The sequence below is a fragment of the Prevotella phocaeensis genome (genome assembly GCF_900065875.1).
GTDB classification, from domain to species: Bacteria; Bacteroidota; Bacteroidia; order Bacteroidales; family Bacteroidaceae; genus Prevotella; species Prevotella phocaeensis.
In genome coordinates this window covers 111,890-138,135 of the sequence record NZ_LT160619.1, presented here as the reverse complement: position 1 = coordinate 138,135, position 26,246 = coordinate 111,890, and the positions used below count along the sequence as shown (strand labels likewise).

The 26,246-nt window shown below is 47.0% G+C and carries 25 protein-coding genes and 1 riboswitch; of the genes, 15 read left to right on the top strand and 10 right to left on the bottom strand.

What is annotated here, in order from left to right:
• Positions 1-204: 204 nt before the first annotated feature.
• Entirely contained in the window at positions 205-990 is a 786-nt protein-coding gene (locus BN3912_RS01600; protein ID WP_064972251.1) for a class I SAM-dependent methyltransferase, read from the bottom strand.
• A gap of 211 nt (positions 991-1,201) precedes the next feature.
• Here BN3912_RS01600 and BN3912_RS01595 point away from each other — a divergent pair, with 211 nt between their 5' ends.
• Entirely contained in the window at positions 1,202-1,990 is a 789-nt protein-coding gene (locus tag BN3912_RS01595) for a hypothetical protein (protein ID WP_064972252.1), read from the top strand.
• A gap of 36 nt (positions 1,991-2,026) precedes the next feature.
• On the opposite strand, the gene mobV is transcribed toward BN3912_RS01595, so the two are convergent.
• From mobV to BN3912_RS01570, 5 genes are all read right to left on the bottom strand, one after another.
• On the bottom strand, positions 2,027-3,388 hold the full coding sequence (mobV, locus tag BN3912_RS01590) for a MobV family relaxase (protein ID WP_004341065.1): 1,362 nt from the start codon (positions 3,386-3,388) through the stop codon (positions 2,027-2,029).
• A 220-nt stretch (positions 3,389-3,608) separates the two neighbouring features.
• On the bottom strand, positions 3,609-4,025 hold the full coding sequence (locus BN3912_RS01585) for a hypothetical protein (protein WP_064972250.1): 417 nt from the start codon (positions 4,023-4,025) through the stop codon (positions 3,609-3,611).
• Between the two features lie 11 nt (positions 4,026-4,036).
• On the bottom strand, positions 4,037-5,248 hold the full coding sequence (locus tag BN3912_RS01580; protein ID WP_036881910.1) for a primase-helicase family protein: 1,212 nt from the start codon (positions 5,246-5,248) through the stop codon (positions 4,037-4,039).
• A 506-nt stretch (positions 5,249-5,754) separates the two neighbouring features.
• Positions 5,755-6,144: a virulence RhuM family protein gene (locus BN3912_RS01575; RefSeq protein WP_004341058.1), complete on the bottom strand. Its 390-nt coding sequence runs from the start codon at positions 6,142-6,144 to the stop codon at positions 5,755-5,757.
• Positions 6,141-7,364, bottom strand: coding sequence for a site-specific integrase (locus tag BN3912_RS01570; protein WP_004341056.1), 1,224 nt, complete (start codon positions 7,362-7,364; stop codon positions 6,141-6,143). Before BN3912_RS01570 ends, BN3912_RS01575 begins: the two co-directional genes overlap by 4 nt.
• Before the next feature lie 310 nt (positions 7,365-7,674).
• Here BN3912_RS01570 and BN3912_RS01565 point away from each other — a divergent pair, with 310 nt between their 5' ends.
• On the top strand, positions 7,675-8,736 hold the full coding sequence (locus BN3912_RS01565) for a glycosyltransferase (protein ID WP_023983852.1): 1,062 nt from the start codon (positions 7,675-7,677) through the stop codon (positions 8,734-8,736).
• Here BN3912_RS01565 and BN3912_RS01560 read toward each other — a convergent pair.
• Both BN3912_RS01560 and BN3912_RS01555 read right to left on the bottom strand, forming a co-directional pair.
• Entirely contained in the window at positions 8,733-9,782 is a 1,050-nt protein-coding gene (locus tag BN3912_RS01560) for a ribonucleotide-diphosphate reductase subunit beta (protein ID WP_023983851.1), read from the bottom strand. The two genes, BN3912_RS01565 and BN3912_RS01560, sit on opposite strands and share 4 nt — an antisense overlap.
• A 46-nt stretch (positions 9,783-9,828) precedes the next feature.
• Positions 9,829-12,345 carry a ribonucleoside-diphosphate reductase subunit alpha gene (locus tag BN3912_RS01555; protein WP_023983850.1) on the bottom strand — a complete coding sequence of 839 codons (2,517 nt, stop codon included), beginning with the start codon at positions 12,343-12,345 and terminating at the stop codon, positions 9,829-9,831.
• A 62-nt stretch (positions 12,346-12,407) separates the two neighbouring features.
• Positions 12,408-12,629: riboswitch (cobalamin riboswitch) on the bottom strand.
• A gap of 728 nt (positions 12,630-13,357) precedes the next feature.
• On the opposite strand from BN3912_RS01555, the gene rplM reads away from it, so the two are divergent.
• From rplM to tsf, 4 genes are all read left to right on the top strand, one after another.
• A complete protein-coding gene (gene rplM / locus BN3912_RS01550) occupies positions 13,358-13,819 on the top strand; it encodes a 50S ribosomal protein L13 (RefSeq protein WP_004368753.1) in 462 nt (153 codons plus the stop codon).
• A 9-nt stretch (positions 13,820-13,828) separates the two neighbouring features.
• A complete protein-coding gene (rpsI, locus tag BN3912_RS01545; RefSeq protein ID WP_004368751.1) occupies positions 13,829-14,215 on the top strand; it encodes a 30S ribosomal protein S9 in 387 nt (128 codons plus the stop codon).
• A 202-nt stretch (positions 14,216-14,417) separates the two neighbouring features.
• A complete protein-coding gene (gene rpsB, locus BN3912_RS01540; protein ID WP_023983849.1) occupies positions 14,418-15,299 on the top strand; it encodes a 30S ribosomal protein S2 in 882 nt (293 codons plus the stop codon).
• 122 nt (positions 15,300-15,421) lie between these two features.
• The gene (gene tsf, locus BN3912_RS01535; RefSeq protein WP_023983848.1) at positions 15,422-16,414 is read left to right on the top strand and encodes a translation elongation factor Ts; all 993 of its coding nucleotides are present in this window, start codon (positions 15,422-15,424) and stop codon (positions 16,412-16,414) included.
• 246 nt (positions 16,415-16,660) lie between these two features.
• Here the strand turns inward: tsf and BN3912_RS01530 are convergent, their stop codons facing one another.
• Together BN3912_RS01530 and BN3912_RS01525 are read right to left on the bottom strand one after the other, a co-directional pair.
• The gene (locus BN3912_RS01530; protein WP_023983847.1) at positions 16,661-17,398 is read right to left on the bottom strand and encodes an SIMPL domain-containing protein; all 738 of its coding nucleotides are present in this window, start codon (positions 17,396-17,398) and stop codon (positions 16,661-16,663) included.
• A gap of 55 nt (positions 17,399-17,453) precedes the next feature.
• Positions 17,454-18,287, bottom strand: a complete 834-nt coding sequence (locus BN3912_RS01525; protein ID WP_023983846.1) for an enhanced serine sensitivity protein SseB — start codon at positions 18,285-18,287, stop codon at positions 17,454-17,456.
• A gap of 157 nt (positions 18,288-18,444) precedes the next feature.
• Between BN3912_RS01525 and BN3912_RS01520 the strand changes: the two genes are divergently transcribed.
• From BN3912_RS01520 to BN3912_RS01485, 9 genes are all read left to right on the top strand, one after another.
• On the top strand, positions 18,445-19,611 hold the full coding sequence (locus tag BN3912_RS01520; protein WP_036859301.1) for a sensor histidine kinase: 1,167 nt from the start codon (positions 18,445-18,447) through the stop codon (positions 19,609-19,611).
• A 227-nt stretch (positions 19,612-19,838) separates the two neighbouring features.
• Positions 19,839-20,426, top strand: a complete 588-nt coding sequence (locus tag BN3912_RS01515) for a hypothetical protein (protein ID WP_036859474.1) — start codon at positions 19,839-19,841, stop codon at positions 20,424-20,426.
• A gap of 414 nt (positions 20,427-20,840) precedes the next feature.
• Entirely contained in the window at positions 20,841-21,791 is a 951-nt protein-coding gene (locus BN3912_RS01510) for an aldo/keto reductase (protein ID WP_023983842.1), read from the top strand.
• 87 nt (positions 21,792-21,878) lie between these two features.
• Complete coding sequence (locus BN3912_RS01505) at positions 21,879-22,145, top strand: hypothetical protein (protein ID WP_023983841.1); 267 nt, start codon at positions 21,879-21,881, stop codon at positions 22,143-22,145.
• Positions 22,146-22,166: 21 nt separating this feature from the next.
• Positions 22,167-22,838 (top strand): type 1 glutamine amidotransferase domain-containing protein, encoded by a 672-nt coding sequence (locus BN3912_RS01500; RefSeq protein WP_023983840.1) that lies wholly within the window; start codon positions 22,167-22,169, stop codon positions 22,836-22,838.
• Between the two features lie 118 nt (positions 22,839-22,956).
• Positions 22,957-24,342: an amidohydrolase family protein gene (locus BN3912_RS01495; protein WP_230204609.1), complete on the top strand. Its 1,386-nt coding sequence runs from the start codon at positions 22,957-22,959 to the stop codon at positions 24,340-24,342.
• A gap of 151 nt (positions 24,343-24,493) precedes the next feature.
• Positions 24,494-25,024, top strand: a complete 531-nt coding sequence (locus BN3912_RS01490; RefSeq protein ID WP_023983838.1) for a YceD family protein — start codon at positions 24,494-24,496, stop codon at positions 25,022-25,024.
• A gap of 13 nt (positions 25,025-25,037) precedes the next feature.
• Positions 25,038-25,223, top strand: coding sequence for a 50S ribosomal protein L32 (gene rpmF / locus BN3912_RS11835; RefSeq protein ID WP_016665353.1), 186 nt, complete (start codon positions 25,038-25,040; stop codon positions 25,221-25,223).
• On the top strand, positions 25,223-26,239 hold the full coding sequence (locus tag BN3912_RS01485; RefSeq protein ID WP_004368728.1) for a beta-ketoacyl-ACP synthase III: 1,017 nt from the start codon (positions 25,223-25,225) through the stop codon (positions 26,237-26,239). The genes rpmF and BN3912_RS01485 overlap by 1 nt, the downstream gene beginning before the upstream one ends.
• Positions 26,240-26,246 lie beyond the last annotated feature (7 nt).

The following is a 26,246-nucleotide window of genomic DNA, read 5'->3' as shown; positions in this document are numbered from 1 at the left end:
GTAACTTTGGATAGAATAGCGACAATCCTTTATACAAGGGCACCTTGTGCGATTGGCTGATTTTGGGGTAACGATTTGGCAACCGTTCCATTTGCTGTGTACTGCTTTGTTTTGCTTGCAAAGAACTCTTTATCTCCGACAAAGATAATGATTATTCCCGAACAATTCTACTCTTTGCTTTATTTTTTCAAGGCAAGGAAAAAATTATTCCCCTGCCGATTTCAAGAAGTAGAAACACGATGTTGTGAAGAAATTGCGGATATATGGAATTGCCCCTATCACGGCGTACAGCCTTCGGGGACGCAGGTGGAATTTCACCTCGTAATGCGGATTGATGAAATAGAAAGTCCTGTCAATGGCTTCAAAGCCTTCCTTTCTCATCGTCCTCTCAAACAACTCTATCGGGCATTTGGTCTTCTTGATGTTCAACAGTTCTCTGACGCATCCCTCGTCTTCCTTCCGAGCCCTCAATATCCGCTCATACAATCTCGTCGGAAGCAGGTGAAAGAAAGGCAGGTGCGAGAGGAAGCGGCTTCGGCATATCTGCTGATGCCCACCGAAAGGCATCTGCCAAGCAGGAAAGGACATGAAAATTACCCCCCGGGTTTTTAACAACTGTTTACACTTGTGCATAAATTCCTCCTTGTCGTCGATATGCTCTATCACATCATGGCAGACAATCAGGTCGAACTGATGCCTGAGTTCCTTCAACAGGAACACATCGGAGGCGATGAAACGCCCTTTTGCTCCGTTCTCTTGGAAAAACTTCCTTGCGTCCCTTATCCGTCCCTCTGCCATATCCACGCCCACTACATCGCAGCCCATGCGTGAGAAAGGCAGGAGGTTTCCACCGTCCCCGCAGCCTATCTCCAACACTTTCGTGCCTTTCCCTACCTGCCTGTACCGCTTGATGTAAGGAATGAAATACTTCTCGCTTGTGGTTGCGAGTTCGTTGAAATACTGTCTTCGGTTAAGTTGTCTTGACTGCATCTTATTTTAGGGGTGTTATGGTTTCAACGACAAAGGTAGCAATAATCATGGAATAAGACCGCATGTTTCATTCGTTACCATGAAAAATACCTATAAATGATTATATGGCAATGCGATATGGACGAGTGCAACCCAAAGTTTCCGCTCTTTCGTTTGCGGAATGGCGGGAAAATTCGTATATTTGCGAGGTACGACTAAAAAAGATGTAAATATGGCACACCGTAAAGCTTGTTTTGTTTTATTGTTCTTGGCATTCCTGCTGGCATGCGCGTCCTGTTCCAATCCCCAAGACGAGGACAGGAAATCTTCTTTTCAATTGGATAAACCTTATAGGGAAATCATGCAAGGCTCTACGCTCCGTGTGTTCATCACGAGTGGCAGTGGAGACTTGCAGATAAGCAATTCCAATGCGTTTAAGGACTATGCTAGAATTGCCTATGCGAGAACTCCCGAACAGGCAGGGCATGTAGGTGTTCTTTCAATCCAAGCCCTGCAAGTGGGAGAATTTCAGGTCTCACTGACCGACAACCTCACAAAGGAAAGACAGCAACTGACCGTTAAAGTCCTCCCGCCTTATCTGTTACTGGAAATTCACGAAGGCTCAGACCCTGTATGGTCAATAGGAAGCGGAGTTTCGGGACTTTTCCTTGTCCAGAACGCAGCGCATTCTTTTTATCTGTGCCGTTACAAGCCCACTCTCTATCGGTATGTCAGTCCTGCCGTTCTCTCGGGCGTATATGAGATTGTCATGAAAGACGGCGTTCCGACGAACTTGCGCCTGCAAAGCAAGAAACAGGGAATTGTCCGTGATTTCACCTTGACAGGGAAAAACAAGAAAGAGGCTTTGGAAAAACTCGGGAGATTAGGCAGGCTCGGACTTCTTCCGAATGAAGAGAAATTCATCTGTCCCGTCTTTCTTGACGAACACGACATGGAAGAGCATATCATGGCGGAAATGACTTATAAGGAAGCAACCTTGCCTGAGAAAGTCATGGAGTGAGATGCAGGAAAGGAAGTGGAGCATGCGGAGGCACGGTTACAGCCTCACTCCCTTGCTCCTGTTCTCTTGGGAGGAATGGACGGACAAATGTCTGAATTTCTCCCACTGCTCCTTAAACCAACGGGCAATCGGCACTCTGTCCACGAGCAGGTCGAGTACGGTCTTGCCATCCCTTTCCTCCCTGCCCACCTGCAAGCGTGCCTTCTCAACGGCGAACGAACGCCTGTACTCATCAGAATGCAGTTTCCCCGTAACAACGAGTACTTTGCCTTGCAGGAGTTCGTCCGTGTGTCTCTCTGACAATCCGACCGAACGGCAAAGCCTTTCAATACGGAAAAACTCGGCAAGCATGGGAAACCATTCCTTTGCCTTGTCGATGATGCGCCTGAGATTGCCGATTTCACGCTGATGCTGCTCCGATGCCCGCAACCGCTCGGCGACGTGGCTTTCCTTCATTTTCTGCATATCCGTGCGCATCTGTCCGATGCTCTCTTTCAGTTCCGCCACCTCACCATGCAACTGCCTGTTCTCGCTTTCAAGCCTGCTCACTTTATTACCGCCCAACAGGGAGTTGATGCCGTTGAGTGCTGCTGTGGCGGTCTTGGTAGCTGAGTTTTTCAGTTCCACCGTTTTTTTCTCCGCCTTGATGCGTGCGAGTTCCATTTTGGCTTGCTCCGCCTCCTCGATGATGCACCGTGCTTCCGCCTCCCTTGCCAGCAGGTTGGCGATGTTCTCCTGTATGTCCTCGCCCTGCGTGATGAGATTGCGGTAATACTCATGCGTGGAGAGGTGCTTGGCTGTCGAGCCCCTGACACCCCTTTTCAGCTCGTACTTCGCCATGTGTTCGGCGTAGGTGTCCTGATACCTGATGAGGTTGGCACGGCTCATCACCTCGTCTGCGCAGAGGCGTGGGGCTGTCGCTTTCGTCCTGTACCTGCGCTTTGCCTTCTCTTCCTTTTTCTGCTTCCTGCGCTCACCCTGCACTATCGGCACTACGGTGGCATGGATGTGCGGTGTTTCCTCGTCCATGTGCAGGACTGCCGACACGAGGTTGTCCGCCCCGTAGGTCTCTCTCAGCCACGCCACGCTGTCGTCGCACCACTCTCCGAGCCTCCTTTCGTTTTCCATTCGTTCCATATCCTCGTGCGTTCCGCTCAGCACGATGCGGATTGCCTGTACTTGGTTCTTCCCTATCTTGCGTTTCAGCCCTGCCGTGTCAAGGCGGTGGCGTATGGCAGCCGTGCGGTTGCACACACCGTCGGGAAACCTGATTAACTCACGGTTGAGGTGCGTTCTCGTAGGGTCTATGTTCTTCGGCACGATGGTGCGCTCGATGTGAGCCGACATTCCGCTGTCGGCTCCCTTTGCCTTTTCCAAATGCAATACGCAATATCCCATATCCTTTTGTCTTTTTTAGATGTTGTCATTATCTTGTTTTCGTTGCCTTGATGTCCTTAGATACGGTCGGTGGACAATCGTTGAAAGGAGGAAAGACTTCCTTTCGGCTTGCTCGTTTCTTTATGCCGACAGGCTCGGCAGGGGTGTCCAGAGGGGTGCAACCCCGTTGGCTTATTGGGAGATTTTCAGCGGACACGGAGTGAAGCGTGAGGAAAATCCCCTAATAAGCTACGGTATTTTCTCTTTTGAAAATATCCTTCCCGTGCTTACCACGTGGGCATTTGCCCCTGCCACTTCTTTCCCTTATAACCTGAAGTCCCCACGGTTTCTCCATCGGTGCTGCCGATTGGACTTGTTTCTCCGAAGGCATACTTGGACTGCACCCGAATATCTGAATACCCTGCATGCTTGGAAATACAGAATGCACGGCTTGCCGTGACTGCCTTTTTCTGTTGCTTATATCAGCGTGTCTTGCCTGTTCCGTTTCAGCCTGTAATGCCACTGCCGTTTCCCACCGAAGTCGGAGTGATGAAAATTCTGATGAATTGATGAATGTCGTTCCAATAATCTGGAAATCAACATAATATGCTTTCATCATGCCCTCATCAAGCCGCTTGTCAAAGTGGAGTTTCATCATTTCCGATTCCTCTATCCCTGCATTTCCTCCAACTGCTTCCTGCCGATGGTGTAAAAACGCCCCGTGCGCCTAATCTCCGTATATGGGCGCATGTTGTCATAGCTCGGCTGGCAGGTCGTATAGGTGAGCGTGTTTTCGGCAGGAGTGAGTTTCCATATATCCTGCACGATACGCCTTACCTGCGTCCTGTCCGTCCTGCAGCCTGCGCAGTTCAGCAGAAGGAGCATGTCGTTGATGCAGAAAGAGAAAGCGGACGCTTTCATGCAGTCCATGACTTCAAGGCAGGTTTCCGCCATCTCCACCTCCGTCCTGTTACGGTTGCTCCGTATAATCCTGCTCAGGGCTTGCGTGTGGATGAGTTCGGGACTGAACCACATGCGGCTCTCTTTCTTCGTGGAGAGCGTGCGGTGCTGGAGAAAATAGAGGAAGGCGGGTATTTCCTCCTTTACCCTTTGCAGGAAGTCCGTGTCGTCCTTTTCTATCCTCCCCACCTTCCTCACCCAATAGCGTGTCTCTCCTGTGTCGATTATGACGGGTAGACGTTCGTTGTTGGAGCATAGTACGAACTTGGCGAAGAATGAAATCTCATCCCTGTCCTTGCCCTTCGCCTCCACCTTGTAGGAAAGGGTGGTGCTGAGGTTCTTGAGCCGCTCGCTGTCCTCCCTGCGGTCGAGAAGCACCTCGTCCACGAGGATGAGCAGTTTCCCTGCCCAGTCCGAGTTGAACTGACTTCGGAAGTCCTCGTTGGTGTTGAAGGTTACATTGCCCCCGAAGAGGGCTTTGAGGAAGTTGAGGAACGTGCTCTTGCCCGTGTTGCGCTCCTCTGATACGAGCAGCAGGATGGGCAGTTTCTCTATGGGCTGCAGGTAGAGTAGTTGCAGGTAGTCCATGCCAAGTTCGTACTGCTCCCCGAAGATGTGCCTTGCCAATGCCTCGATATGGGGAAACACACCTTGCTTCGGATGATGCCCCGTCGGCTCGTAGAGGTTGAGGAAACTGCCTACTACGGGCTGATAGTTCACATGGTCGGGGACGGTGCAAAAACCGTCATACTTCGGGACGGTCGCCAGATAGTCCCTGCCGTAGTCCTGACGGAGCGTCTCGTTGTTCCACACGATGCGCTTCCTTACAAAACCGCCTCCGACAAGAGGCATGTCTGCAAGTTTGTAGAGCGTTGTGCCCACACGGACGAAAGCCCCGTCCTTTTTTCTTTTTTCGGGCATATCTTCCAGCAGCCCGTCATTGTTTTTCTTATCCATTTCTTTCTTGCTTAAATGGTTGATATATAGCATCGTGCAAAGTTACGGACATCGTTCGGAAAACTACTTGTGAAGAATGGCGCGGAACGGTGAAAGAAAAACGGAATGGAATAAAAACAGGGGAAAGCAGGGAGGTGCGGAGCAATAATTGAGGGGAACAGGAGGATAATTTTGCAGGATTTGTCGAGGGTTGCTGAAAAAGGGAAAATGCCTTTTTCTTTCATCGTTCGCAAGCGTCTGATGATATGTTGATGAACTTGCAATCGCTTGATATTCAATCATATTATATCAATATTCATCAATTCATCAAAATAAAAGAAGTTGTGTTCGGTATGTTTTTCTTTTCTCGGCAGTCCTATACGACTCGTCCCTAACTGTTATCCCTGCCCTTCAACCACCCAAAAAGAAAAAGGTTTATTTCCCCCATCGACACAAGGGGATAAACCTCTATAAACCTCTGTCAAGGCGTTTCAGCAGGGACTGCCTGCCCGTGCAGGAAGGAGCATGACAAACCTTTCGTGCCGTTCGTTCAGCATTGCGATGACATGCTCCCAAAGCCTTTTTGCCCTTTGCGACCTGATACGGAACGCAAGGGCTATGACCATTTCAAGGCTGTACGCATCAAGCCAGCGACCCTCCGCCACCCTGATGTTCCTCTCTGCCGTGCAGGGGTGCAGCAGTCCATCCCTGTATATCTTCTTGACCAGCGTGTGGATGGTATGTCCGAACACGCCAAACAGGTCGGCAATCTCAAACTCGCCCATCCATATTTCGCCGTTGGGTATGACGATGTTCCCGTGCTCGTCTATCGTGATTATTCGACGGGCATTGCTGCTTATGTCTTTCCCTTTCATTGTCATGCCATCTTAATATTGCCAAATGAGGCGTTGAGCTTGCTGCCGAGCATGGAGAGGTCGGTGTCGAGTTTCTCGGTGGTTATCTTCGCATAGAGTTGTGTGGTTACGATGTTCGTGTGTCCGAGTACACGGCTCACGCTCTCAATCGGCATGCCCTTGCTCAGAGCCAATGTCGCAAAGCCGTGCCTTGCGCAATGGAAGGAGATGTCCTTTGTTATCCCGCACTCGCTGATGACTTTTTTGAGCTTCTTGCAGACCGTCCAGTAGTTGATGTCCCCGAATATGGAGTTGTCCTTCTGGAACGGTCGGTATCTGTCGATGATTTGCAAGGGTATATCGAGCAGTTTCACTTGGTACGGCACCTGTGTCTTGTGCCTTTTTGCAAGTATCCACTTCTCGCCGTTCACCTCCACAATCTCATCGGTGGTGAGTTCCTTCAAGTCCACGAAGGAAAGGGCGGTGAAGGAGGCGAAGACAAACAAATCACGCACGAAGGCGGAATGGCTGTCCTTGAACTCGTGCGAAACCAGTGTCTTCAACTCGTCCTCCGTGAGGAACGCACGCTCCTTCGTGTTCGGGCTGATATGAAACTGCGCGAACGGGTTTCTCGGTATCTTGCCGTTGAAGTGCGCACGCATCACCACGCCTTTGAGCCACATGCAGTTTATCCATATCGTGGCGTTCCTGTTTCCTTTCACCGTGCTGAGGTACACGGCGAAGTCCCTGATGAAGTCGGGGGTGAGTTCCAGCATCGACATGTCGCTGCGGTTGTACTTGTGGCGGATAAACCTCGCCGTGTTGTTCCTCGCCCTGAGCATCACCTTGTATGTTCCCATGCTCCTGTCCTTACCCACACGCTTGAACAGAGAGGCGCAGTCCCTGTCGAACGCTTTCATCAGGGTGTCGTACTCGCTGCCCAGCCCCTGATAGGCGTTGCGCACCATCTCCGCCGTGACGAACGCCTCACGGTCGGAAAGACGCTGATAGTGCTTGATGATTTGCGCCTTGATGTTGTCGAGCGAGAGGTTGGTGGCGATGGCTTCCCTGCTCTTGCCTTTCGCCCTGTTGCCTTTCACATCCCACAACTCCTTTGGGATGGTGCGCTTGCAGCTGAACTGAGCCACCGTGCCGTTGATTGTAACCCGTCCCATGATGGGGACGATGCCGTCTTTCTCCTTGCTGCCGTTCACATAGAACAGCACCTTGAATGTGCTTCTTGCCATTGTCTTTTCTTTTTGGTTGCAAAATTAAACATGAAAGAGCCTAACCCTGCTATGCAAAATATAGAGCAATAGAGCAACAGCAACGGATGCACGGAAAACCGCTGTTTTTCTCCTCTTTAGCGGAGGTAATTATCCTGCTTTCGGGTAACGATTTGAAAACATTTCTGTTTCAATAATCCGCATTTTCCTGCCTCGTGGCAGGTGGCGGATTTGCTGCGATTTACACCGTATAGCCCTAATAATCAAGCCGAATTGCGTTAAACTTCCGATTTCCTGCAAATATTACAGCGATTTTGTGTATTTTTGCCGTATGAAAGTCTATTTTTACCACACGCAAGATATACAATATATCCTGAAAAGGATGGAAAAAGGGGAATTCCCGCCGCATTTCCTGTATGGTGCAACGAAATTAGAGCGCCACGGTATCGGTGTTGTGTGGCATCGGTCGAGGCTCGGAATGGCGCGTTGGCACATGATGATCTATAATCTATGGCAGATACTTATGCGGCGCGAGCATTTCGATGCCATATATGCCACGCATTACAGAGGAATAGAACCGCTCATATTTCTGCGTGCGTTGGGCCTGTACCGTAAACCTATCGTTATTTGGCATCATCAGCCCGTCGTACATTCGCAATCGATATGGCGCGAATTTTTAGGAAAGTTTTTCTATAAAGGTATCGATGAGATGTTTTTCTTCTCGCGGAAATTGATAGAAGACTCACTGAAAGTCGGTAAAGTGCGGCCCGAACGTATGCATCTGGGGCATTGGGGAGCCGATTTAGGTTTCTACGACCGCATTCTTGCACGGCATGAAAAACGCAAAGGTTTTATCTCGACAGGCAAGGAAATGCGCGATATGAAAACGCTTGTTCGGGCTTTCAATGCCGCTTATACGACAGAGGCGCTGCTGGATATATATATAGGTAGGAAAAACGGAGAGGTGGATTACGAGACGTTGTTCCGCTCTATGGAGATACGAGACAATGTGCACATTCATTATCCCCAAGGCCTGTTGCCCTACGAACTGGCACTTGAAGTAAACCGAGCCGCATGTGTTGTGGTCTGTTGTATGGAGACCAAATACACCGTGGGGTTAACAACAGTCGTAGAAGCCATAGCATTAGGACTGCCTGTCATATGCAGTCGTAATCCGCAAATGCCCGTAAATCTTGAAGCAGAGGGATGCGGTATCTCTGTTGCATATGGCGATGAAGAAGGATGGCGGAAAGCTATAACTTACATACAAGAACACCCCGAGGAGGCTCGCAAGATGGGGCAACGAGGCAGAACGCTTGCCGAACGGGAGTTCAATGATGAACGTTGCGCCGACGAAGTGGCTGCCTTGTTGAAAGAGGTCATAGCTCGTTAGAGATCATCTTCCAATGCCGTGCTTTTTGCGTAAGCCGTACTCTTGGCTTCGAAGAAGTCTGTTTTTACCATATTGGCATTGGAGTACTGCGATACCCACTTCATGTTTTCCGGTTCTTGGATATTTTCGTCGTAGAGATACCCGAAGCCTAAACTGTGCCAACGTAGGTTCCCCAAGTAATGAATGTAATCGGAAACCATCTTGGTATTCAGTCCCGGCACCTCGTCACCGATGACATATTGCCCCCATGCTATTTCCTGACGCACGCCTTCGCGCATCATTTCTTCATATACTTTTACCTTTTCGGGCGTAAACATCTCGGGTTCTTCTTTCTTCAGTTCCTGCAATATGTTGCGAAACAGCCATAAGTGCGTGTTTTCATCACGATTGATATAACGGATTTCTTGTGCAGATCCCGACATTTTACCGTTGCGGCTAAGGTTGTAAAAGAACATGAAACCGCTGTAAAAGTATATGCCTTCGAGAATAAAATTGGCTACACAAGTCTTCATGAGCGAGAATTTGTCGCGTTTCTCATGGAATTCGTTGTAACAATCCCCTATGAATGTGTTGCGTCGGAGCAGGTGTTCGTCGGTTTTCCATTGATAAAGAATGTCGTTACGTTCCTCGGGACTGCATATCGTATCGAGCATGTAGCTGTAACTCTGGCTATGTACACACTCTTGAAACGCTTGAATATGGAGGCATAGGTTTACTTCGTTGGCCGTAATGTATTCGCTTATAGTAGGGAGATTGTTGCTTTGCAGCGAGTCGAGAAATACAAGAAAGCTTAGAATTTTGTCGTATGCAGCGCGCTCGGCTTTATCGAGTCGCGGATAATCTTTGGTATCCTGTGCAAGGTTGATTTCCTCCGGAATCCAGAAATTGTTCATGGCTTGCCGGTACCAGTCGCTTGCCCAAGGGTAACGCATGTTGTTGAAATCGTTTAAATTGGTGGTATTTCCGCCGATCATTCGGCGCAGACGTAAGTCGGTATCTCCCTCCGGATTGAAGAGAGCATTACGTTTTAGTTCGTTATTACACATAATAATATATAGTTATATGGTTTAAAATATCGGTGAATTTATTCTTTCATGATGCGCAACTTTCGCATTCTTCTACCTCTAACGACTTGCTGCGTACATAATACAGTGTCTTTACGCCGCTCTTCCATGCCAAGAGATACAGATCGAGAACCTGTCTCATGGTGTAGTCGTTAGTAATATAAAGGTTGACACTTTGCGACTGATCGAGATGTTTCTGCCGTATGCCGGCAGCCCGTATACTCCATTTTTGATCGATAAGATAGGCCCCTTTATATGCCCAATACGTCTTGTCGGATAAGTTAGGAGCAACACGTGGAAGCATTGCTCCTTTTTTCTCTTCGAGGAAAAAGCGCTTCATCACAGGATCGACACCTGCAGTTGTTCCCGCTATGATACTTGTGCTGCTGGTAGGGGCGATAGCCAAAAGATAAGCATTGCGCATACCTTGCGCTGCTTTTCGGGCAATCTGTTGCCACTCTTTCGACATATATCCCCGTTTGGTGAAGTATTTACCGGTCTTCCAATCGCTTCCGTCGAAGTAAGTATATGCTCCTTTCTCTGCTGCGAGGTCGGCACTGGCCTCGATGGCGGCACGGTTGATGCGTTCGAACACTTGGTCCATAAATTCGAGATGGCGTTCGCTTTCCCACTTGATGCCACGCACGGCGAGTGCATGATGATAGCCGCTCACCCCCAAACCGATGCTGCGATAGCGATGGTTGGTAATGCGGGCGTAATGAAGCGGATAGAAATTGAGGTCTATTACATTGTCGAGGGCGCGTACAACAGTAGATACAATGTCCTTCATTTTACTTTCATCTTCCAACGGAAGGTGCCCTAATGACAGACTGGCCAAATTACAAACCACGAAATCGCCCGGTTTTGCTGCTCTTACAACAACGGTATCACCTTCTTCTGTACGTATTTCGTTAGCTACGGTTTCTATCTCCGACATGTTTTGAGCGATCTCCGTACAGAGATTAGAGCAATATATCATGCCGCGATGAGCATTTGGATTAGTACGGTTTACGATATCTCGATTAAAGGTAAACGGCGTACCTGTCTCTACTGCCGAGCGCAATACGAGGCGTACGATATCCTTTATACTCATCACACGACGCGAAATACGCAGGTCGTCTACACATTCTCGGTATCGTTTTTCCCACTCCTCGCCATAATAGTCTTCGAGACTGTACCCTTTTACTGATATGATTTCGTTAGGACAGAACATGCACCACTGCTGATTGATGTCTTCTTCGGCCATTCTCCAGAATAGATCTGGATAGCATACAGCGGGAAAGATATCGTGCGCTTTCATACGGTCGTCGCCGTTATTCGTACGAAGTTGCAGAAATTCAGGTAGGTCCTTGTGCCATACATCCAAGTAGACAGCCGCCGCACCTTGACGCATACCCAGCTGATCTACGGCAACTGCCGTGTCGTTAACTAACTTCATCCAGCGTATTACGCCCCCTGCAGCTCCCTTAAAGCCCCGTATCTTTCCCCCTGCAGCCCGCACTTTGCCGAAATATAAGCCCATCCCGCCGCCGAATTTGCTCACTTGAGCGAAGTTATCAAGGCTTCGGAAGATGCCTTCTAAGCTATCCGGCACGGTATCGATGAAGCAACTCGACAACTGATGAAACGGTTTACGGGCGTTAGATAGGGTAGGCGTGGCCATTGTAACCTGTAACAGGCTTAACATGTCGTAGAATTTTCTTACCCATACCATACGCTCGTGGCGTTCGTTCATGGCAAGATGAAGTGCAATACCGAGAAACATCTCCTGTACACTCTCGATAGGTCGGTGCGAATAGGTGCGTATAAGATAACGTTTGATAAGGAGATCGATGCCCGAATAGTTAAGCAGATTGTTGCGTTCGGGTACGATAAAAGCAGCAGCCTCGGTAATTTCTTCCTCCGAATAGGCCTTGAGAATATAGTCGCCGTACAGTTTTTCATCGGTAAGATAGCGCAGCTTTTCGTATAGAGAATGTATGCCTTCGGTTTCTTCGAAAGTACTGATATCTTTATTCAGCTGGTATGAGGCTAGACGGGCTGCAATAAATTCCCAATTGGGAGCCTCTGCGGTGGTCATTTCCACAGCGGCTTTGATGAGTGCCGATAGTTTATTATCCTCGTTCATGCCCGCCCTGCTGAAGCTATTGAACTTTTCTGATAATGCAGAAATGCCGTATTCGTTGCCGTAGAAGTCGTTTGCAATACCTTTCAATATCCCTGCGATGGCGGTATCTCCTATTTCTTCTGCAATTGCATTGAGCGCTTTACGCTGTTCAGTACGTTTCCAACGGAAGAGAATGTAACTTTTGGCTTCGTTATAGAACCCTTTTTCCATGAGTTTACGCTCCACTTCGTCTTGTATGCTCTCCACATTGCGTTTGTCGGCATGGGTGTTAATCACGTTTTCTACTGCGGCCACTATGGCATAAAGTTCCGTGTCGGCCACAGAATTGCCTGTGCTGATGAAGCTTTTACGAATGGCTGTGGCGATTTTCTCTTTATCGTAGTGTTCCACAGAACCATTCCTCTTGGTAATTTCCATGAGAAATATGAATATATTTAATAGAATATGATTTTCGTACTGCCCGCTAACCCACGAGCGAAAGCAGCCTTTGATGAATGGCAGGTATTCTGACTTACTCCTGTATGTTCCTGCCTTCCCACATATCTTCTTTGTGTGTTGTTGTGATATGCAGTGGCGTTCCTTGTGTTGGAATATACATAAAGAGCTTCACAGCAGCGGGACTGTCGGGGATTTACACCCCGTTCTCTTTTAATTGCGGCGTAAGATACCGACTCTCGCAAACCAATTCAGGAACAAAGATAAGTAATTTTGTTCGACGGGGAAAATATTTTTGTAGTTTTTACAATAATGAAATGTAGCTTATAAACATATCTTTTATTTGCCTTATTCCTATTAAATAAAGAGTGTACACCTAATTTGTATTGACCGTACAGTATGGTTGTACAAAATATACCTTATCGTAGAATGAAGAATAAATGTGGTCTTCGAAGGTGTGAAGTATGTAAGGCTTTTTATATTCAATCCTATTCTCCGATCGATTAGGTCTGACAAAGAATACGAGTAAATCATGGAATAATTGCCGGTGAAAGGTATCAACAGTATAAGAATATCGCGGCATGACAGGCATGTGCAGATATTGGTGAAAGATACAAACCTAACATCTGAGTTGCGTAATAAAAATTCTTTCTACGAACATTGATCCGAGGATGTAGCCCGTTTCTTACATTTTGTACAACATATCAGGGTATAAAACAGTTCGTTGTTAGGAAATGTTATCCATATAACACGGTAGTTTAACGACGTTAAAATGGTTAATTATTTATAAAATTGGTTTTAAGCGTATCTTATACAGTACTCTAATCTGAAAAATATACGTACTTTTGCAGACCGATTATTTTCGGGGATGAACTTAGAGTCCCCTGTGCGGACGTGTTAATAGCAGCACTTTTGGCCGAGTGTTGCGGTTAGGGAATCGCTCGTACAAGTATAAGATTAAAAACGTTTTTTAGTAGTAAATTTAAATTTTAAAATGAACACTTTAAGTTTCAAAACCATTTCTGCTAACAAAGAAACGGTAAAGAAGGAGTGGGTGGTTATCGATGCTACCGACCAGATTGTAGGTCGTCTCTGCTCTAAAGTTGCCAAGTTGCTTCGCGGAAAGTACAAACCGAACTTCACACCCCACGTAGATTGTGGAGACAACGTAATCATTATCAATGCCGCTAAGGTGAGATTTACCGGCAAAAAAGAAACAGATAAGGTTTATACCCATTATACTGGTTACCCCGGTGGGCAGCGTTTCGATACACCGGAAGAACTTCGTAAGACCAAGAATGGTGTAGAGAAGATACTTCGTCATGCCGTTAAAGGTATGTTACCCAAAGGTCCTCTCGGTCGTTCTTTGGTAGATAATCTGTATGTGTTTGAAGGCACAGAGCACAATAAAGCGGCTCAGAAGCCGAAAACAATCGATATTAACCAGTATAAATAAATCGTAGAAATGGAAGTAATAAATGCAATTGGTCGCCGTAAGAGTGCTATAGCTCGTGTTTACCTTTCGGAAGGTACAGGTAAGATCACTATCAATAAAAGAGATTTAGAAACGTTCTTCCCGTCTGCCATCCTGCAGTATGTGGTGAAACAACCACTGCAACTTCTCGATGTAGAGGGAAAATATGATATCAAGGCTAACCTTGACGGTGGCGGATTTACCGGTCAGAGTCAGGCTTTACGCCTCGCTATTGCTCGCGCCCTCGTAAAAGTAAATGCGGAAGACAAGAAGAATTTGAAAGATCACGGTTTCCTCACACGCGACTCTCGTGCCGTTGAACGTAAGAAACCGGGCCGTCCTAAAGCTCGTCGTCGCTTCCAGTTCAGTAAGCGTTAATACGATCGAAGATTTACAATCGATAGCGGTAGGGATGAAATTTTTATCCCCATTACCGATTGTAGATGCCCGATTTTACTGAACAGTTTAGTATCTAAACCTGCCGGACTCGTTTGGCGTTAATCTCGTCAGTATGATTACCTGCGGGCTGATTCTAAAAAGAATTCAAAAAGAAAGTAAACATTAAACAAGAAAAAAGACAATGTCAAGAACAAATTTTGACCAATTACTGCAGGCAGGATGCCATTTCGGACACCTTCGCCGCAAGTGGAATCCCGCCATGGCTCCTTATATATTTATGGAGCGTAATGGTATTCATATCATCGATCTGAACAAAACCGTGGCTAAGGTAGACGAGGCAGCGGAGGCATTAAAGCAGATTGCCAAGTCTGGAAAGAAGATATTGTTCGTCGCTACTAAAAAACAAGCTAAGGATATCGTGGCCGATAAGGCTGCTTCTGTTAACATGCCATACGTGATTGAACGCTGGCCGGGCGGTATGCTCACCAACTTTCCCACAATTCGTAAGGCAGTCAAAAAAATGACGAACATTGATAAACTGATGAGTGATGGTACGTTTGCCAACCTTTCAAAGCGCGAATTGCTTCAGATTACACGTCAACGTGCTAAGTTGGAGAAGAACCTTGGTTCTATTGCGGATCTTACCCGTTTGCCTTCGGCGCTGTTCGTAGTGGACGTTATGAAAGAGGCTATCGCTGTTAAGGAGGCTAATCGTTTGGGTATTCCGGTATTTGCAATGGTAGATACCAATTCCGATCCTAACAATATCGACTTTGTTATTCCCGCAAACGACGATGCTAAAGATAGCGTAGATGCTATTCTTACCGCTTGTTGTCAGGCAATTGCGGAAGGTCTTGAAGAACGTAAAGTGGAGAAAGCCGACGAAAAAGCAGCTTCAGAACAGGCTGAAGAAGTTGCTGATACTAAACCAAAACGTGCTCGTAAAGCTCGTAAAGACAAGGAAGATGCTCCAGAAACAGAAGCTAAGACCGAAGTTAAAGCGGAGGACGAGGCCGAAGTAAAGACAGAAGCTGTAGAGGACGAAGCTCCTGCTGCAGAATAATATAAGTATAGAATAGGGATTATGAGACAGCGATTAGTGGTTTCATCAATCGTTTGTCTGTAATCCCTGTTTTTATTTTCTATCAAATAATCAATTTTAAACAATAAAAAGGAAGATACATTATGGCTGTTTCAATCGCTGAAATACAGAAACTCCGTAAGCTTACAGGTGCCGGTTTGGCAGACTGCAAGAAAGCACTTACCGAGGCTGATGGTAATATAGAAAAGGCAATCGAACTCGTTCGTGAACGCGGATTGGCTATTGCAGCAAAGCGTTCCGACCGTGAGACTTCGAACGGTTGTGTACTTGTAGACTACAAGAATGGCTTTGGTGCAATGATTGCATTGAAGTGTGAAACCGATTTTGTGGCTAACGGTGCGGATTACATCAAACTTACACAAGACATACTCGATGCAGCTCTCGCCGTTAAGGCTAAGAGTCTTGACGAAGTAAAGGAACTTACGCTTGCCGATGGCACCAAGGTTGCCGACGCTGTAAAGCTTCGTTCGGGCATTACAGGTGAGAAGATGGAGCTCGATGGGTACAATTATCTTGAGGGAGATAATATCTATTGTTACAATCATATGAACCGCAACATGCTCTGTACCTTGGTTCAACTCTCTGCTCCTGCTGAAGAACAGGGGCATCAAGTGGCCATGCAAGTTGCAGCAATGAACCCTGTAGCTCTGGATGAGGCGTCTGTTCCTGCTAAAGTAAAGGAGGAAGAATTTGCCGTTGCGGTACAGAAAACGAAAGAAGAACAGATAGAGAAAGCCGTTGCGGCTGCCATCAAGAAGGCCGGATACAACGCTTATATTGCGGAAAGCGAGGAACATCTTGAAGAAGGAATCCGCAAAGGAAACATTACGGAGGCCGATGCAGAAGCCATCCGCACGCTGAAGAAAGAGACTGCAGAGCAAAAGTCTGCCAATCTTCCCGAACAAATGATCCAGAATATCGCCAACGGTCGTATGGCTAAGTTCTACAAGGAGAACTGTTTGGTGAACCAAGAATTTATCGGAGATTCTAAACTTACCGTTTCCGAGTATCTGAAACAAGCCGGCAAGGATCTTACTGTAATCGCTTTCAAGCGCTTTACGTTGCGTGCTGAATAATCCTTTATGGGGAGATATAAAATACAAGCGGGCATGTCGAAACATCGGCATGCCCGCTTTTTTATTTAATTGTATTCTTCCTCTTTATACCCGAAACTTATCATTAATAGAGTTGATAAGTCAGCAATAGATATTGTAGTCGAGCGATATCGGGATATTGTAATCCAAGTTCAATAACGTCGTTTTCAATTTGTCAGGTTCGTATGTCCTTCTAATTTTTTTGCTTTATATTGAACGGGGAGTGTGTTAATCTATTTTGTAGGCAGTTTTTAGCGTGATGCTGGCTACCTTTTCTTTGCTCGAGGTGTTGAATGTTCCGCCCCAACTGTATTCCTCGTCACTGTTCAGACCTACGATTTGAAAGACGCCCATCGATGATGAAATGAGCTTACCTACCGATGCATCGCTGCCTTTAGCGATGATCTGTGCGCGTTCATAGGCATTGGCGCTCGCCTTTTCAAGCATCTCCATCTTCAGTTCATTCAGCTTGGTATAGTAATAGAGAGGTGAACTGCTACTGAAGGAGATGCCTTGATTGTAGAGTTCAGAGATATTTTGATAAACCTTTTCTACCGTATCGATGTCTTTCGAACTTACCGTGAATGTCTGCGATGCCGAATATCCATTGCTGACAGTAAGATAATGTTTTGTTTTTGCATCGTATATTTCTTTAGTAAGTTCCGTAAGATCGACGCTGTTTGTCGATATGCATGTGTCGGCAATTCCGCTGCTTGTTAGGAATTTGCGCATGATTTTTGCCACCCGCTTATATTCGTTGAAAGCAGTATTACGGTCTTTCCCGTTAGCACTAATCGATATGTCCCACACGATTAGATCACTGGTAATTTGTTTTTCGGCCAAGCCAGTAACATGGATTTTCGCTTTTTCTTCTCTGAAATTCGTTACTCCTTTGGCGAGCAGCCATGCACTGATGATGACTACGATACCTGCAAATGCAATAGCAATAGCTTTGTTCTTGTTCATGATTGTTATGGTTTTAAGTTGTTGAATTTATGTGAATAAAAGGCTTCCTGCGGCATTATCGGCCGAACAGGCGGTCCCAAAAACTTTGTTCTTTACGGTAAAAAGGTTTCACGCCATCAATTGCTTTACGCCCGAAATCGTCGTTATAAGGAACCATATCTAAATATTTGCCGTCGAGATAAGGGGAGCCTGCATCACCTATTCCTTTGAATATCGACGAACGTTCGCCCTTGAAGCGCACGACAATCAGGTAGGAGTCTCCACTCGCTCGGCTTAGCCATTGCAACCAAAGCGCTTTGATACGCGGATCGGTCTTGGCGTATTCGGCCATGGCATCGACCAGTTTGTGCGGATAGTCCTTGGGTGTACCTATAAGCACTTCTTCATTTTCCTGCACGGTGTGCTGCGTATGTCCGGTTAGTTTCAGTTCTTTCATCTCTTTCCATCGGGCAATCATTTTTCGATCGATGGGATAATTGTCGCTGAAAGGATTGATGACAACACCCTCGGCATCGCCGTCGAGCACCAGCGAAGCGTAGTCGTCGAAACTCAATATCTGTGCTTTTACGTGCTTACCCTGCAAATGTTCCCACTTCCACAACTCTTCCCAATCGATGAAGATAGGGAAGAAAGGCTTTTTGTCAAGGCCTACCATAAGGTATGAGATATGGGTTCCGGCGGGTATCGCCACATGGTTTCCCTCAGTTCTTTCGGGTTCTTTAGACATCTCTATTACCGACAGAAAGTGCGCATTCATAACAAATTCCTCGGCAATAGCCTCCATAATGCCGCACGTGCTGTCGTTGACACTTCCGCCAGCATTGCGGAACTCGGCAAACAGTTCTTTAAGTTTGGGGTTCTCAAGAGGGGTGTTGACGTCGATCTCCATATCGTTTGATTTGGCATTACTTTCTGCAAATGTCGACAAAATATTCGGAACATGCAAACATTCCCTATGATAAATAAACGAAAAACGTTTGGGGGAGCATTCGCTCTCGTTGCATGCAGACACAATATATTCCGTATTCGCACGTTTTTCTTACGTTATGCAATGGACCGATCGCATCCGACAAGTAAAAATATTCTTGGTGCTTGCAGCCGTTATTATCGCTGTGGCATCGCTTGTGGTGTCTCATTTTCTCATCCGAGACCTGTCTGTCGAGGAGCACAATAAGATGGAAGTGTGGGCCGAGGCCATGCGTACACTCAATATGGCCGACGAGTCTACCGACATGAGATTAGTACTCAAGGTGATCAATGAGAATAATACGATACCCGTTATCGTGATGGATTCCGACGGTAATGCCCAGTTCTTTCGCAACGTAAACGTGGCAGGCAAGAATTATGCCGATAGTCTGCAACAGGCCACAGTGATAGGTCTGCGGATGAAACAGTCGGGCCGCAGCATCCGCATTATGCTCGGTAATCGGCCCAAGGCCGACTATATAGATGTGTGCTACGACGAGTCTCTCATGCTTAAACGTCTTGCCTATTATCCTTTTGTGCAGCTCGGAGTGGTTATGATTTTTGTTGTAGTGGCCATATTTGCTCTGCTCACTTCCAAAAGAGCCGAACAGAACAAGGTATGGGTGGGCCTTTCGAAGGAAACGGCACACCAACTCGGTACTCCTATTTCGAGCTTGATGGCATGGACGGAGATACTGAAAGAGAGCTATCCCCACGACAAACTCATTCCCGAGATGGATAAAGATGTGAAGCGATTGCAGCTGATTGCCGATCGTTTCTCTAAGATCGGATCGGTGCCTGAGCCCGTTCCGTCGAGCTTGAACGAAGTGGTAGAGCATGTCGTGGAGTATATGGATCGCCGCACATCGAAAGCAGTAAGGATGGTAAAAGACCTGCCCGATCACGACGTTGTTATCAAGTTGAACGCTTCGTTGTTCGAGTGGGTGATCGAAAACCTGTCGAAGAATGCCGTCGATGCTATGGGCGGCGAGGGCGGAACGATCACTCTGCGTGTGGAAGACGCTAAAGACAAGGCCATCGTTGAGGTGACGGACACGGGTAAGGGCATCCGGAAGAAAGACCTACGCAATGTGTTTCGCCCGGGTTTCACCACCAAGAAGCGCGGATGGGGCTTGGGGTTGAGCCTTGCAAAGCGCATCGTTGAGGAATATCATCACGGCAAAATCTTCGTTAAGATGTCGGAAGCAGGCAAGGGAACCACGTTCCGTATCGAACTCGGAAAATAGAAGCACGGGCGAAACAAGGTCGGTTTGCAAACAATACAGCCGTTGTTTATTTACTTCTGAGGCGATAGGCAAGATAACTCCTTATCGCTCCCGTTAATGCTCCGAATAGCGCATAACATTACTAAACAACTAAAAAATAACCGATTATGAAATCTTTTATCAGCAAATTGTTCGCATCTTTATGCTTGTTGATTGGTGTTTCGTGCACATCGAAAACAGCATCTCGTATGCCTATTTATATTATGCCGTGGTACAATTCGGAAGGTTTAGTCATAAATGTAGGTAAATATAGCGAGGCTTTAAAGCAAAATACTTCTGTCGCCCTGTTGGAAACAGCCCGACAGATGAAAGAACATCTCGACCAAGTACCCATAGAAGCCTTTTATGTGTTGGCTGTCCGTCTGTACGATATGGGTGAAAAAGAAGAGAGCGCCTATTGGTTTTATGTCGCTCAATTCCGTGCACGTGTGTTCAATGGCATGCTTGCAGAGGTCGGAAGCATAGGGGATAAAGGCTTTGAATTGCGGCAGGCTTTCGCCTCCTTTAACCAACTGGCAGGTACATATATCAACGGTTATATCGGCGGCAATGTAGATAAGTGGGTGCAGGTAATAGAACGAGCCGGCGAAACCTGTAAAAACATGGGTTACGTGGGTGTGCCTTATCCCGATATTAAGTTCAAGCCGGGTGCCGAACAGCCTGCAATTGTTGCAAGTGTTTATAAGGGATTGATGGAGCTTAAGGAAAAAATATCCAATGAGAAAAAGGAAATCGAGCGCATCAGAAAGGAGAATGGAGTGGACGGGAAATATTGATCTCTCTCATTTTTCCGTATAACTTGTAGCGTATTCGTGCCGTGCGAAAAGCGGCAGGAATGGTAAATGCAGCGACTGTCTTGCATGTGTTTCTAATATAAGTGGTGTCGGATAAGGCGAAAGACGGCGGTTGTTCGCTTTGTCCGGCACCGTTCTTTTCATGATACTTTCCGCCTCTGTCTGAAGGCCGTGGTACAAGTGTAGGGCACATATAATACATCTAAGGTGCTTAGCTGGTATATTTGTTTACGTTAGATGATATGTTTTTAAGCAATAGGTGCATCGGCTGCAGGCGGATGGTTATGTAATATTTAATCTTAAAACCGTATTTTTTATCCTTTTAACTGTAATTTCGGTACATGTTGTTCGGCAGAATTGAATTACTTTTGCACTCGGATATTAAGATTATATTTTATGAAAAAAGAAATGTCACAAATAGCATTGGGCACTTGGGCGTGGGGCGCAGGAGCCGCAGGTGGAGATCAAGTGTTCGGAAACAGCACGGATATCGATACTCTGAGGCCGGTATTCGACGCAGCCATGCTGCATGGATTGAACCTTTGGGATACGGCCACTGCCTATGGCATGGGCGCATCGGAAGATATTCTCGGCACGTTTGCCAAGACGGTTAGGCGTGATGAGATTTTTCTCTCTACCAAGTTCACGCCGCAGATAGCACAGATGTACGATAATAGTGTGGAGAAAATGGCCGATGCTTCGCTGAAAAGGCTCGGTACAGACTATATAGATGTGTATTGGATTCATAACCCGATGGATGTAGAGCGCTGGACGCCCGGGCTCATTCCTCTGCTGAAAAGCGGAAAGATAAGGCAAGTAGGCGTGAGCAATCACAATATAGAAGAGATAAAGCGTGCCAACGAGATACTTAAAGCTGCGGGCGACTACGGGATAAGTGCCGTTCAGAACCATTTTTCGTTGCTGTATCGCTCTTCTGAAAAGGGTGGTGTGCTCGACTATTGCAGGGAAAATGGCATTAAGTTTTGGGCATATATGGTGCTCGAGCAGGGTGCCCTTTCGGGGAAATACAGCAAGGAAAACCCGTTACCCGCAGAGAGTGCCCGCGGTCAGAAGTACAACCCCGTGCTCGATAAGTTGCAGGCGTTGACCGATGCCATGAAAGAAATCGGCGACAGGTATGGCATCAGTTGCTCGCAGGTGGGACTGGCGTGGGCGCTTACCAAAGGCACTAATCCCATCATAGGGGCTACTAAGGAGCACCATGTGGTAGAAGCTGCCGGAGCTGCCGATATACGTCTGACGGCTGAAGAGGTAACTCGGCTTGAAACCCTTGCCGATGCAACCGGCGTAGATACGCGCGGCGAGTGGGAGCACACGATGGAGTAACGAGTGTACAATAGAAAAGCATTCATTACAAACAAAGAAATTGAACAATAGAAAGACTAATAGTATTAATTTTAAAAAAATGTAATTATGGCAAAAAGATTAGTAGTGAACACATTTGGAGAGTTGACCAACATTCCCGGTTTGCAGGAAATATTGCCCAAAGAGTTTGCAGTTGCAGAAGATTTAAAGAAGCTCGGTGTATTGGAAACCCTATTGGTAAAGGACGGAGCAAAGGGGGCTATCCTCGTTTTCACCGAGACCGATGAGGCAAAGGTGCGCGAGTATCTGCAGCGATTGCCGCTACATACCTATTTCGATAGGGTAGAATACACGCTGACGGATAAATCTTTTTAAACGATAGGGAGACAGAATAAAATGGATAAAATATTATTTGTGGTAACCAGCCATGATAAAAAAGGAGATACAGGCGAACCTACCGGCTACTTTCTTGCAGAGGTAACGCATCCTTGGGATGTACTGGTAAGTGCAGGATATGAAATAGATTTCGTTAGTCCGAAGGGCGGAAATGCGCCTGTAGACGGCTTTGATTTAACGGATGCCGTTAATAAGAAGTTTTGGGAAAATGCCAAATATCACGATAAAATAACTCATACAATGAAACCGTCTGAGGTAAATCCCGCCGATTATAAGGCCATCTTCTATGCCGGAGGGCAAGGAACGATGTGGGATTTTGCCGATAATGAAGAGCTTGCAAAAATAGGTCAGCAGATATACGAGAACGGAGGAATCGTAAGTGCCGTATGTCATGGTCCGTCTGGATTGCTGAATATAAAGCTTAAGAATGGCGATTATCTTATCAAGGATAAGAGAATTTGTTCATTCACCAATGCAGAAGAGGTAGCTGTCGGTACGGAGAAAGTTGTACCTTACTTACTTGAAGATGCTATAGTCGGGCGCGGCGCTATCTTTATGCGTAGGGCTCCGTGGGGCGATTGTACGGTAAACGATAACCGTGTTATTACCGGACAGAACCCACAGTCGGCACATAGTGTTGGTGAAGCTGTACTTGCTGAGCTGAAGAAATAAATCGTTGACAACTGTCTGTAGATATTTCCATTGTCTACAGACAGTTTCTTTTTCTGTAGAGTAGAGAATGAAAAGGAACTTATTCATATTATTTTTATTAATTTTATTTCCGATGACAATGAGTGCAAAAGAGGCGCAAGACAGCATGCTTGTGCGTATTGCCGAGATCGAAGTTTATCCCGATTACTTGGACGAATACCTGAAGATGTCGAGGGAAGTTGGTGAAACATCGGTACGAAACGAGCGTGGTGTGGTTTGCATCTACCCTGTGCAGGTGAAGCGTAACAAAAACCTAATTCGCATTTTGGAGATTTATAAAGACCGAGAGGCTTATCAGTCGCATATAGAAACGGCGCATTTCCAGCGATACAAGCAGGGTACGTTGCACATGGTTAAGTCGCTCGATTTGGTCGATACCTATCCGCTCGCTCCGGAAGCAATGCCTCTGATATTCAAAAAAGGCGATATGGCTGCGGAACCTGTTAAGAAAATCATCACCATAGAGGAACATTTCACGTTGCCGAACATTGGTAAAAAGGTGATGGCTTGGCTGACGAAGCAGAACGGAGGTACTCCGCCTGTGAGCGAAACGCAGAAAGAGTTGATGAAGATAGTATTGCCGACGAACGAAGATATAGAGGATGTGGCTGAAAGACGTATCCGCTTTATGGACGAGGCGGGAGTAGACATGCAGGTACTTTCGTATGGTGCGGGCAGTCCGCAGAACATTACCGACCGTAAAGTGGCCGTTCAACTGTGCAAGGAGGCCAATGACGAGCTGGCGCGGCTTATTGCCAAGCACCCTACACGCTTCGCCGGTTTCGCTCTTCTGCCTATGGCAGATCCGCAGGCTGCTGCAGATGAGTTGGAACGGGCGGTAAAGGTATTGGGCTTAAAGGGGGCGATGCTGTCGGGAACATTCAACGGACGTTTCTTCGATGAGCGCGAGTTTAGGCCGGTATTCCGGCGTGCTACTGCGTTGGGAGTGCCCATATACCTGCATCCCGCCACGATAAAAGGCGACGTGGCAAAGTATTATTATCAAAACGAACAGTGGTCGCAGGTGGCGAGTGCGATGTTTGCAACGGCAGGATACGGCTGGCATGTAGACTCCGGCATCGGGGTGCTCCGGCTGATTATGTCGGGAATATTCGACGAATTGCCGTCGCTTCAGATTATTTCAGGGCATTGGGGAGAGCTCGTTCCGTTCTATCTGAACCGGCTCGACGACCAACAGAGCAAGACCATGAAGCTACCCCGCAAGATTTCGGATTACTATAAAAGCAACATATATATCACGCCCAGCGGGTTTTTCTCCGATGCCCAGTTGCGGTATGCCATAGAAGCGGTGGGCGCCGATCGCATTATATACGCGGCAGACTATCCTTTCCTGATCGATAAGAATACGCGGGCGTTTCTCGATATGGCTCCCATATCTAATGAAGACAGGGATAAGGTCGGGTATCTGAATGCCGAACGACTGTTGAAACTGAACGATAAGTAACGCGCTGTCGGTCGTTGTGCCGGCGGCAGTATTACAGTTCGATGTACCGAGATGCCGCTTCTCGGTTTACACCTTATTATATATAGGGGCAGATAAAATAAATCCTATTTTTTTTCATTTATCGGAAAATATTAGTAACTTTGCAACCCAAATGTGTAGTTTAGATACCTTTAAGATTGATTTGAAAGGCTTGCAGGAGGGCAAAACGCAGTTCCGGTACAACCTTGATGATGATTTCTTTAAGGCTATAGATGCTCCCCACGTGCGTCGAGGCAGGCTCATCGTGAAGCTGTCTGTACGCAGAACGGCCGATGTCTTTGAACTCGATTTCCATACGGAGGGCAGTGTACACGTTCCGTGCGACCTGTGTTTGGACGATATGGAAGTGGTAATCGACGCGGATAACCGCTTGGCGGCCCGATTAGGTGCAGAATATTCGGAAGACGATGACCTCATAACGGTAGACGAGAACGATGGAACAATTGACGTGGCGTGGTTCATTTACGAGTTTATAGAGCTTGCTCTTCCCATCCGGCATGTGCATGCGGCCGGTAAATGCAATCCTGCTATGGTCGAATTGCTTAATAAACATTCGGCCGCACAAGGCGGTGAGGCCGAAGAAGAACATACGTCTATGGATCCTCGTTGGGCAGAATTGAAGAAATTAAAGATTAAAGATTAAAAAATAGAACAAAATGGCACATCCTAAAAGAAGACAGTCGAAGTCTCGTACACTCAAGAGAAGAACCCATGATAAAGCAGTAGCTCCTACGCTGGCACTATGTCCTAATTGCGGTGCTTACTATGTTTACCACACCGTTTGCCCCACCTGCGGGTATTACAGAGGCAAGGTAGCTGTTGTTAAGGAAGTAGCTGAATAATGGGCAAGGTAAAAGCAGTCATCACAGGTATCGGAGGTTACGTTCCCGATTATATCCTTACGAACGAGGAGTTGTCGCGAATGGTCGATACGAGTGATGAGTGGATCATGACGCGAGTGGGTATCAAGGAGCGTCGTATACTTACCGAAGAGGGGCTGGGTACCAGTTATCTGGCTCGTAAAGCTGCCAAACAGCTGATACAGAAGACCGGTGTTGATCCAGATACCATAGATGCTTTGATCGTTACAACGACCACACCCGACTACAAATTCCCGTCCACTGCGTCGATCGTATTGGGCAAATTAGGATTAAAGAATGCGTTCGCATTCGACTTCGAAGCTGCTTGTTGCGGTTTCATGTATACGTTGGGAGTGGCTGCTTCGATGATTGAAAGCGGCAGATGCAAGAAGATTATCGTGATCGGAGCGGACAAAATGTCGTCGTTGGTCGACTATCAGGACCGTCAGACATGCGTTCTGTTCGGCGATGGTGCCGGAGCTGTGCTCGTTGAAGGTACGGAAGAAGACTACGGTTTGCAGGATTATTACTTCAGAACCGATGGAAAAGGGCTCCCTTACCTGCACATGAAAGCAGGCGGAAGCGTATGTCCGGCATCGCATTTCACGGTAGATCACCGGCTTCATTACCTCTATCAAGAAGGGCGAACGGTGTTCCGGTATGCCGTAACGGATATGAGCAACGATGTGATAGAAGTGCTCAAGCGCAACAAACTTACGGCAGAAGACGTGAATTGGGTGGTGCCTCACGAGGCTAACCTCCGCATTATCGAGGCCGTGACCAAGCGTGCAGAGATACCACTGGATAAAGTTGCCGTGAATATAGAGCACTATGGTAACACCAGTGCGGCTACTATACCGTTGGCTCTTTGGGATTATGAAAGCAAATTAAAGAAGGGAGATAACGTTATTTTTACCGCTTTTGGGGCCGGATTCGTGCATGGCGCGTCGTATTATCGATGGGCCTACGACGGAGCGACTGCAGCGGCAAAGGGTTAAAGCTCTT

Excerpts from the sequence above, each read along its gene's own strand:
- BN3912_RS01600 (WP_064972251.1), bottom strand. The coding sequence starts at position 990 with ATGCAGTCAAGACAACTTAACCGAAGACAGTATTTCAACGAACTCGCA.
- BN3912_RS01595 (WP_064972252.1), top strand. The coding sequence starts at position 1,202 with ATGGCACACCGTAAAGCTTGTTTTGTTTTATTGTTCTTGGCATTCCTG.
- mobV (WP_004341065.1), bottom strand. The coding sequence starts at position 3,388 with ATGGGATATTGCGTATTGCATTTGGAAAAGGCAAAGGGAGCCGACAGC.
- BN3912_RS01585 (WP_064972250.1), bottom strand. The coding sequence starts at position 4,025 with ATGATGAAACTCCACTTTGACAAGCGGCTTGATGAGGGCATGATGAAA.
- BN3912_RS01580 (WP_036881910.1), bottom strand. The coding sequence starts at position 5,248 with ATGCCCGAAAAAAGAAAAAAGGACGGGGCTTTCGTCCGTGTGGGCACA.
- BN3912_RS01575 (WP_004341058.1), bottom strand. The coding sequence starts at position 6,144 with ATGACAATGAAAGGGAAAGACATAAGCAGCAATGCCCGTCGAATAATC.
- BN3912_RS01570 (WP_004341056.1), bottom strand. The coding sequence starts at position 7,364 with ATGGCAAGAAGCACATTCAAGGTGCTGTTCTATGTGAACGGCAGCAAG.
- BN3912_RS01565 (WP_023983852.1), top strand. The coding sequence starts at position 7,675 with ATGAAAGTCTATTTTTACCACACGCAAGATATACAATATATCCTGAAA.
- BN3912_RS01560 (WP_023983851.1), bottom strand. The coding sequence starts at position 9,782 with ATGTGTAATAACGAACTAAAACGTAATGCTCTCTTCAATCCGGAGGGA.
- BN3912_RS01555 (WP_023983850.1), bottom strand. The coding sequence starts at position 12,345 with ATGGAAATTACCAAGAGGAATGGTTCTGTGGAACACTACGATAAAGAG.
- rplM (WP_004368753.1), top strand. The coding sequence starts at position 13,358 with ATGAACACTTTAAGTTTCAAAACCATTTCTGCTAACAAAGAAACGGTA.
- rpsI (WP_004368751.1), top strand. The coding sequence starts at position 13,829 with ATGGAAGTAATAAATGCAATTGGTCGCCGTAAGAGTGCTATAGCTCGT.
- rpsB (WP_023983849.1), top strand. The coding sequence starts at position 14,418 with ATGTCAAGAACAAATTTTGACCAATTACTGCAGGCAGGATGCCATTTC.
- tsf (WP_023983848.1), top strand. The coding sequence starts at position 15,422 with ATGGCTGTTTCAATCGCTGAAATACAGAAACTCCGTAAGCTTACAGGT.
- BN3912_RS01530 (WP_023983847.1), bottom strand. The coding sequence starts at position 17,398 with ATGAACAAGAACAAAGCTATTGCTATTGCATTTGCAGGTATCGTAGTC.
- BN3912_RS01525 (WP_023983846.1), bottom strand. The coding sequence starts at position 18,287 with ATGGAGATCGACGTCAACACCCCTCTTGAGAACCCCAAACTTAAAGAA.
- BN3912_RS01520 (WP_036859301.1), top strand. The coding sequence starts at position 18,445 with ATGCAATGGACCGATCGCATCCGACAAGTAAAAATATTCTTGGTGCTT.
- BN3912_RS01515 (WP_036859474.1), top strand. The coding sequence starts at position 19,839 with ATGCCTATTTATATTATGCCGTGGTACAATTCGGAAGGTTTAGTCATA.
- BN3912_RS01510 (WP_023983842.1), top strand. The coding sequence starts at position 20,841 with ATGAAAAAAGAAATGTCACAAATAGCATTGGGCACTTGGGCGTGGGGC.
- BN3912_RS01505 (WP_023983841.1), top strand. The coding sequence starts at position 21,879 with ATGGCAAAAAGATTAGTAGTGAACACATTTGGAGAGTTGACCAACATT.
- BN3912_RS01500 (WP_023983840.1), top strand. The coding sequence starts at position 22,167 with ATGGATAAAATATTATTTGTGGTAACCAGCCATGATAAAAAAGGAGAT.
- BN3912_RS01495 (WP_230204609.1), top strand. The coding sequence starts at position 22,957 with ATGAGTGCAAAAGAGGCGCAAGACAGCATGCTTGTGCGTATTGCCGAG.
- BN3912_RS01490 (WP_023983838.1), top strand. The coding sequence starts at position 24,494 with ATGTGTAGTTTAGATACCTTTAAGATTGATTTGAAAGGCTTGCAGGAG.
- rpmF (WP_016665353.1), top strand. The coding sequence starts at position 25,038 with ATGGCACATCCTAAAAGAAGACAGTCGAAGTCTCGTACACTCAAGAGA.
- BN3912_RS01485 (WP_004368728.1), top strand. The coding sequence starts at position 25,223 with ATGGGCAAGGTAAAAGCAGTCATCACAGGTATCGGAGGTTACGTTCCC.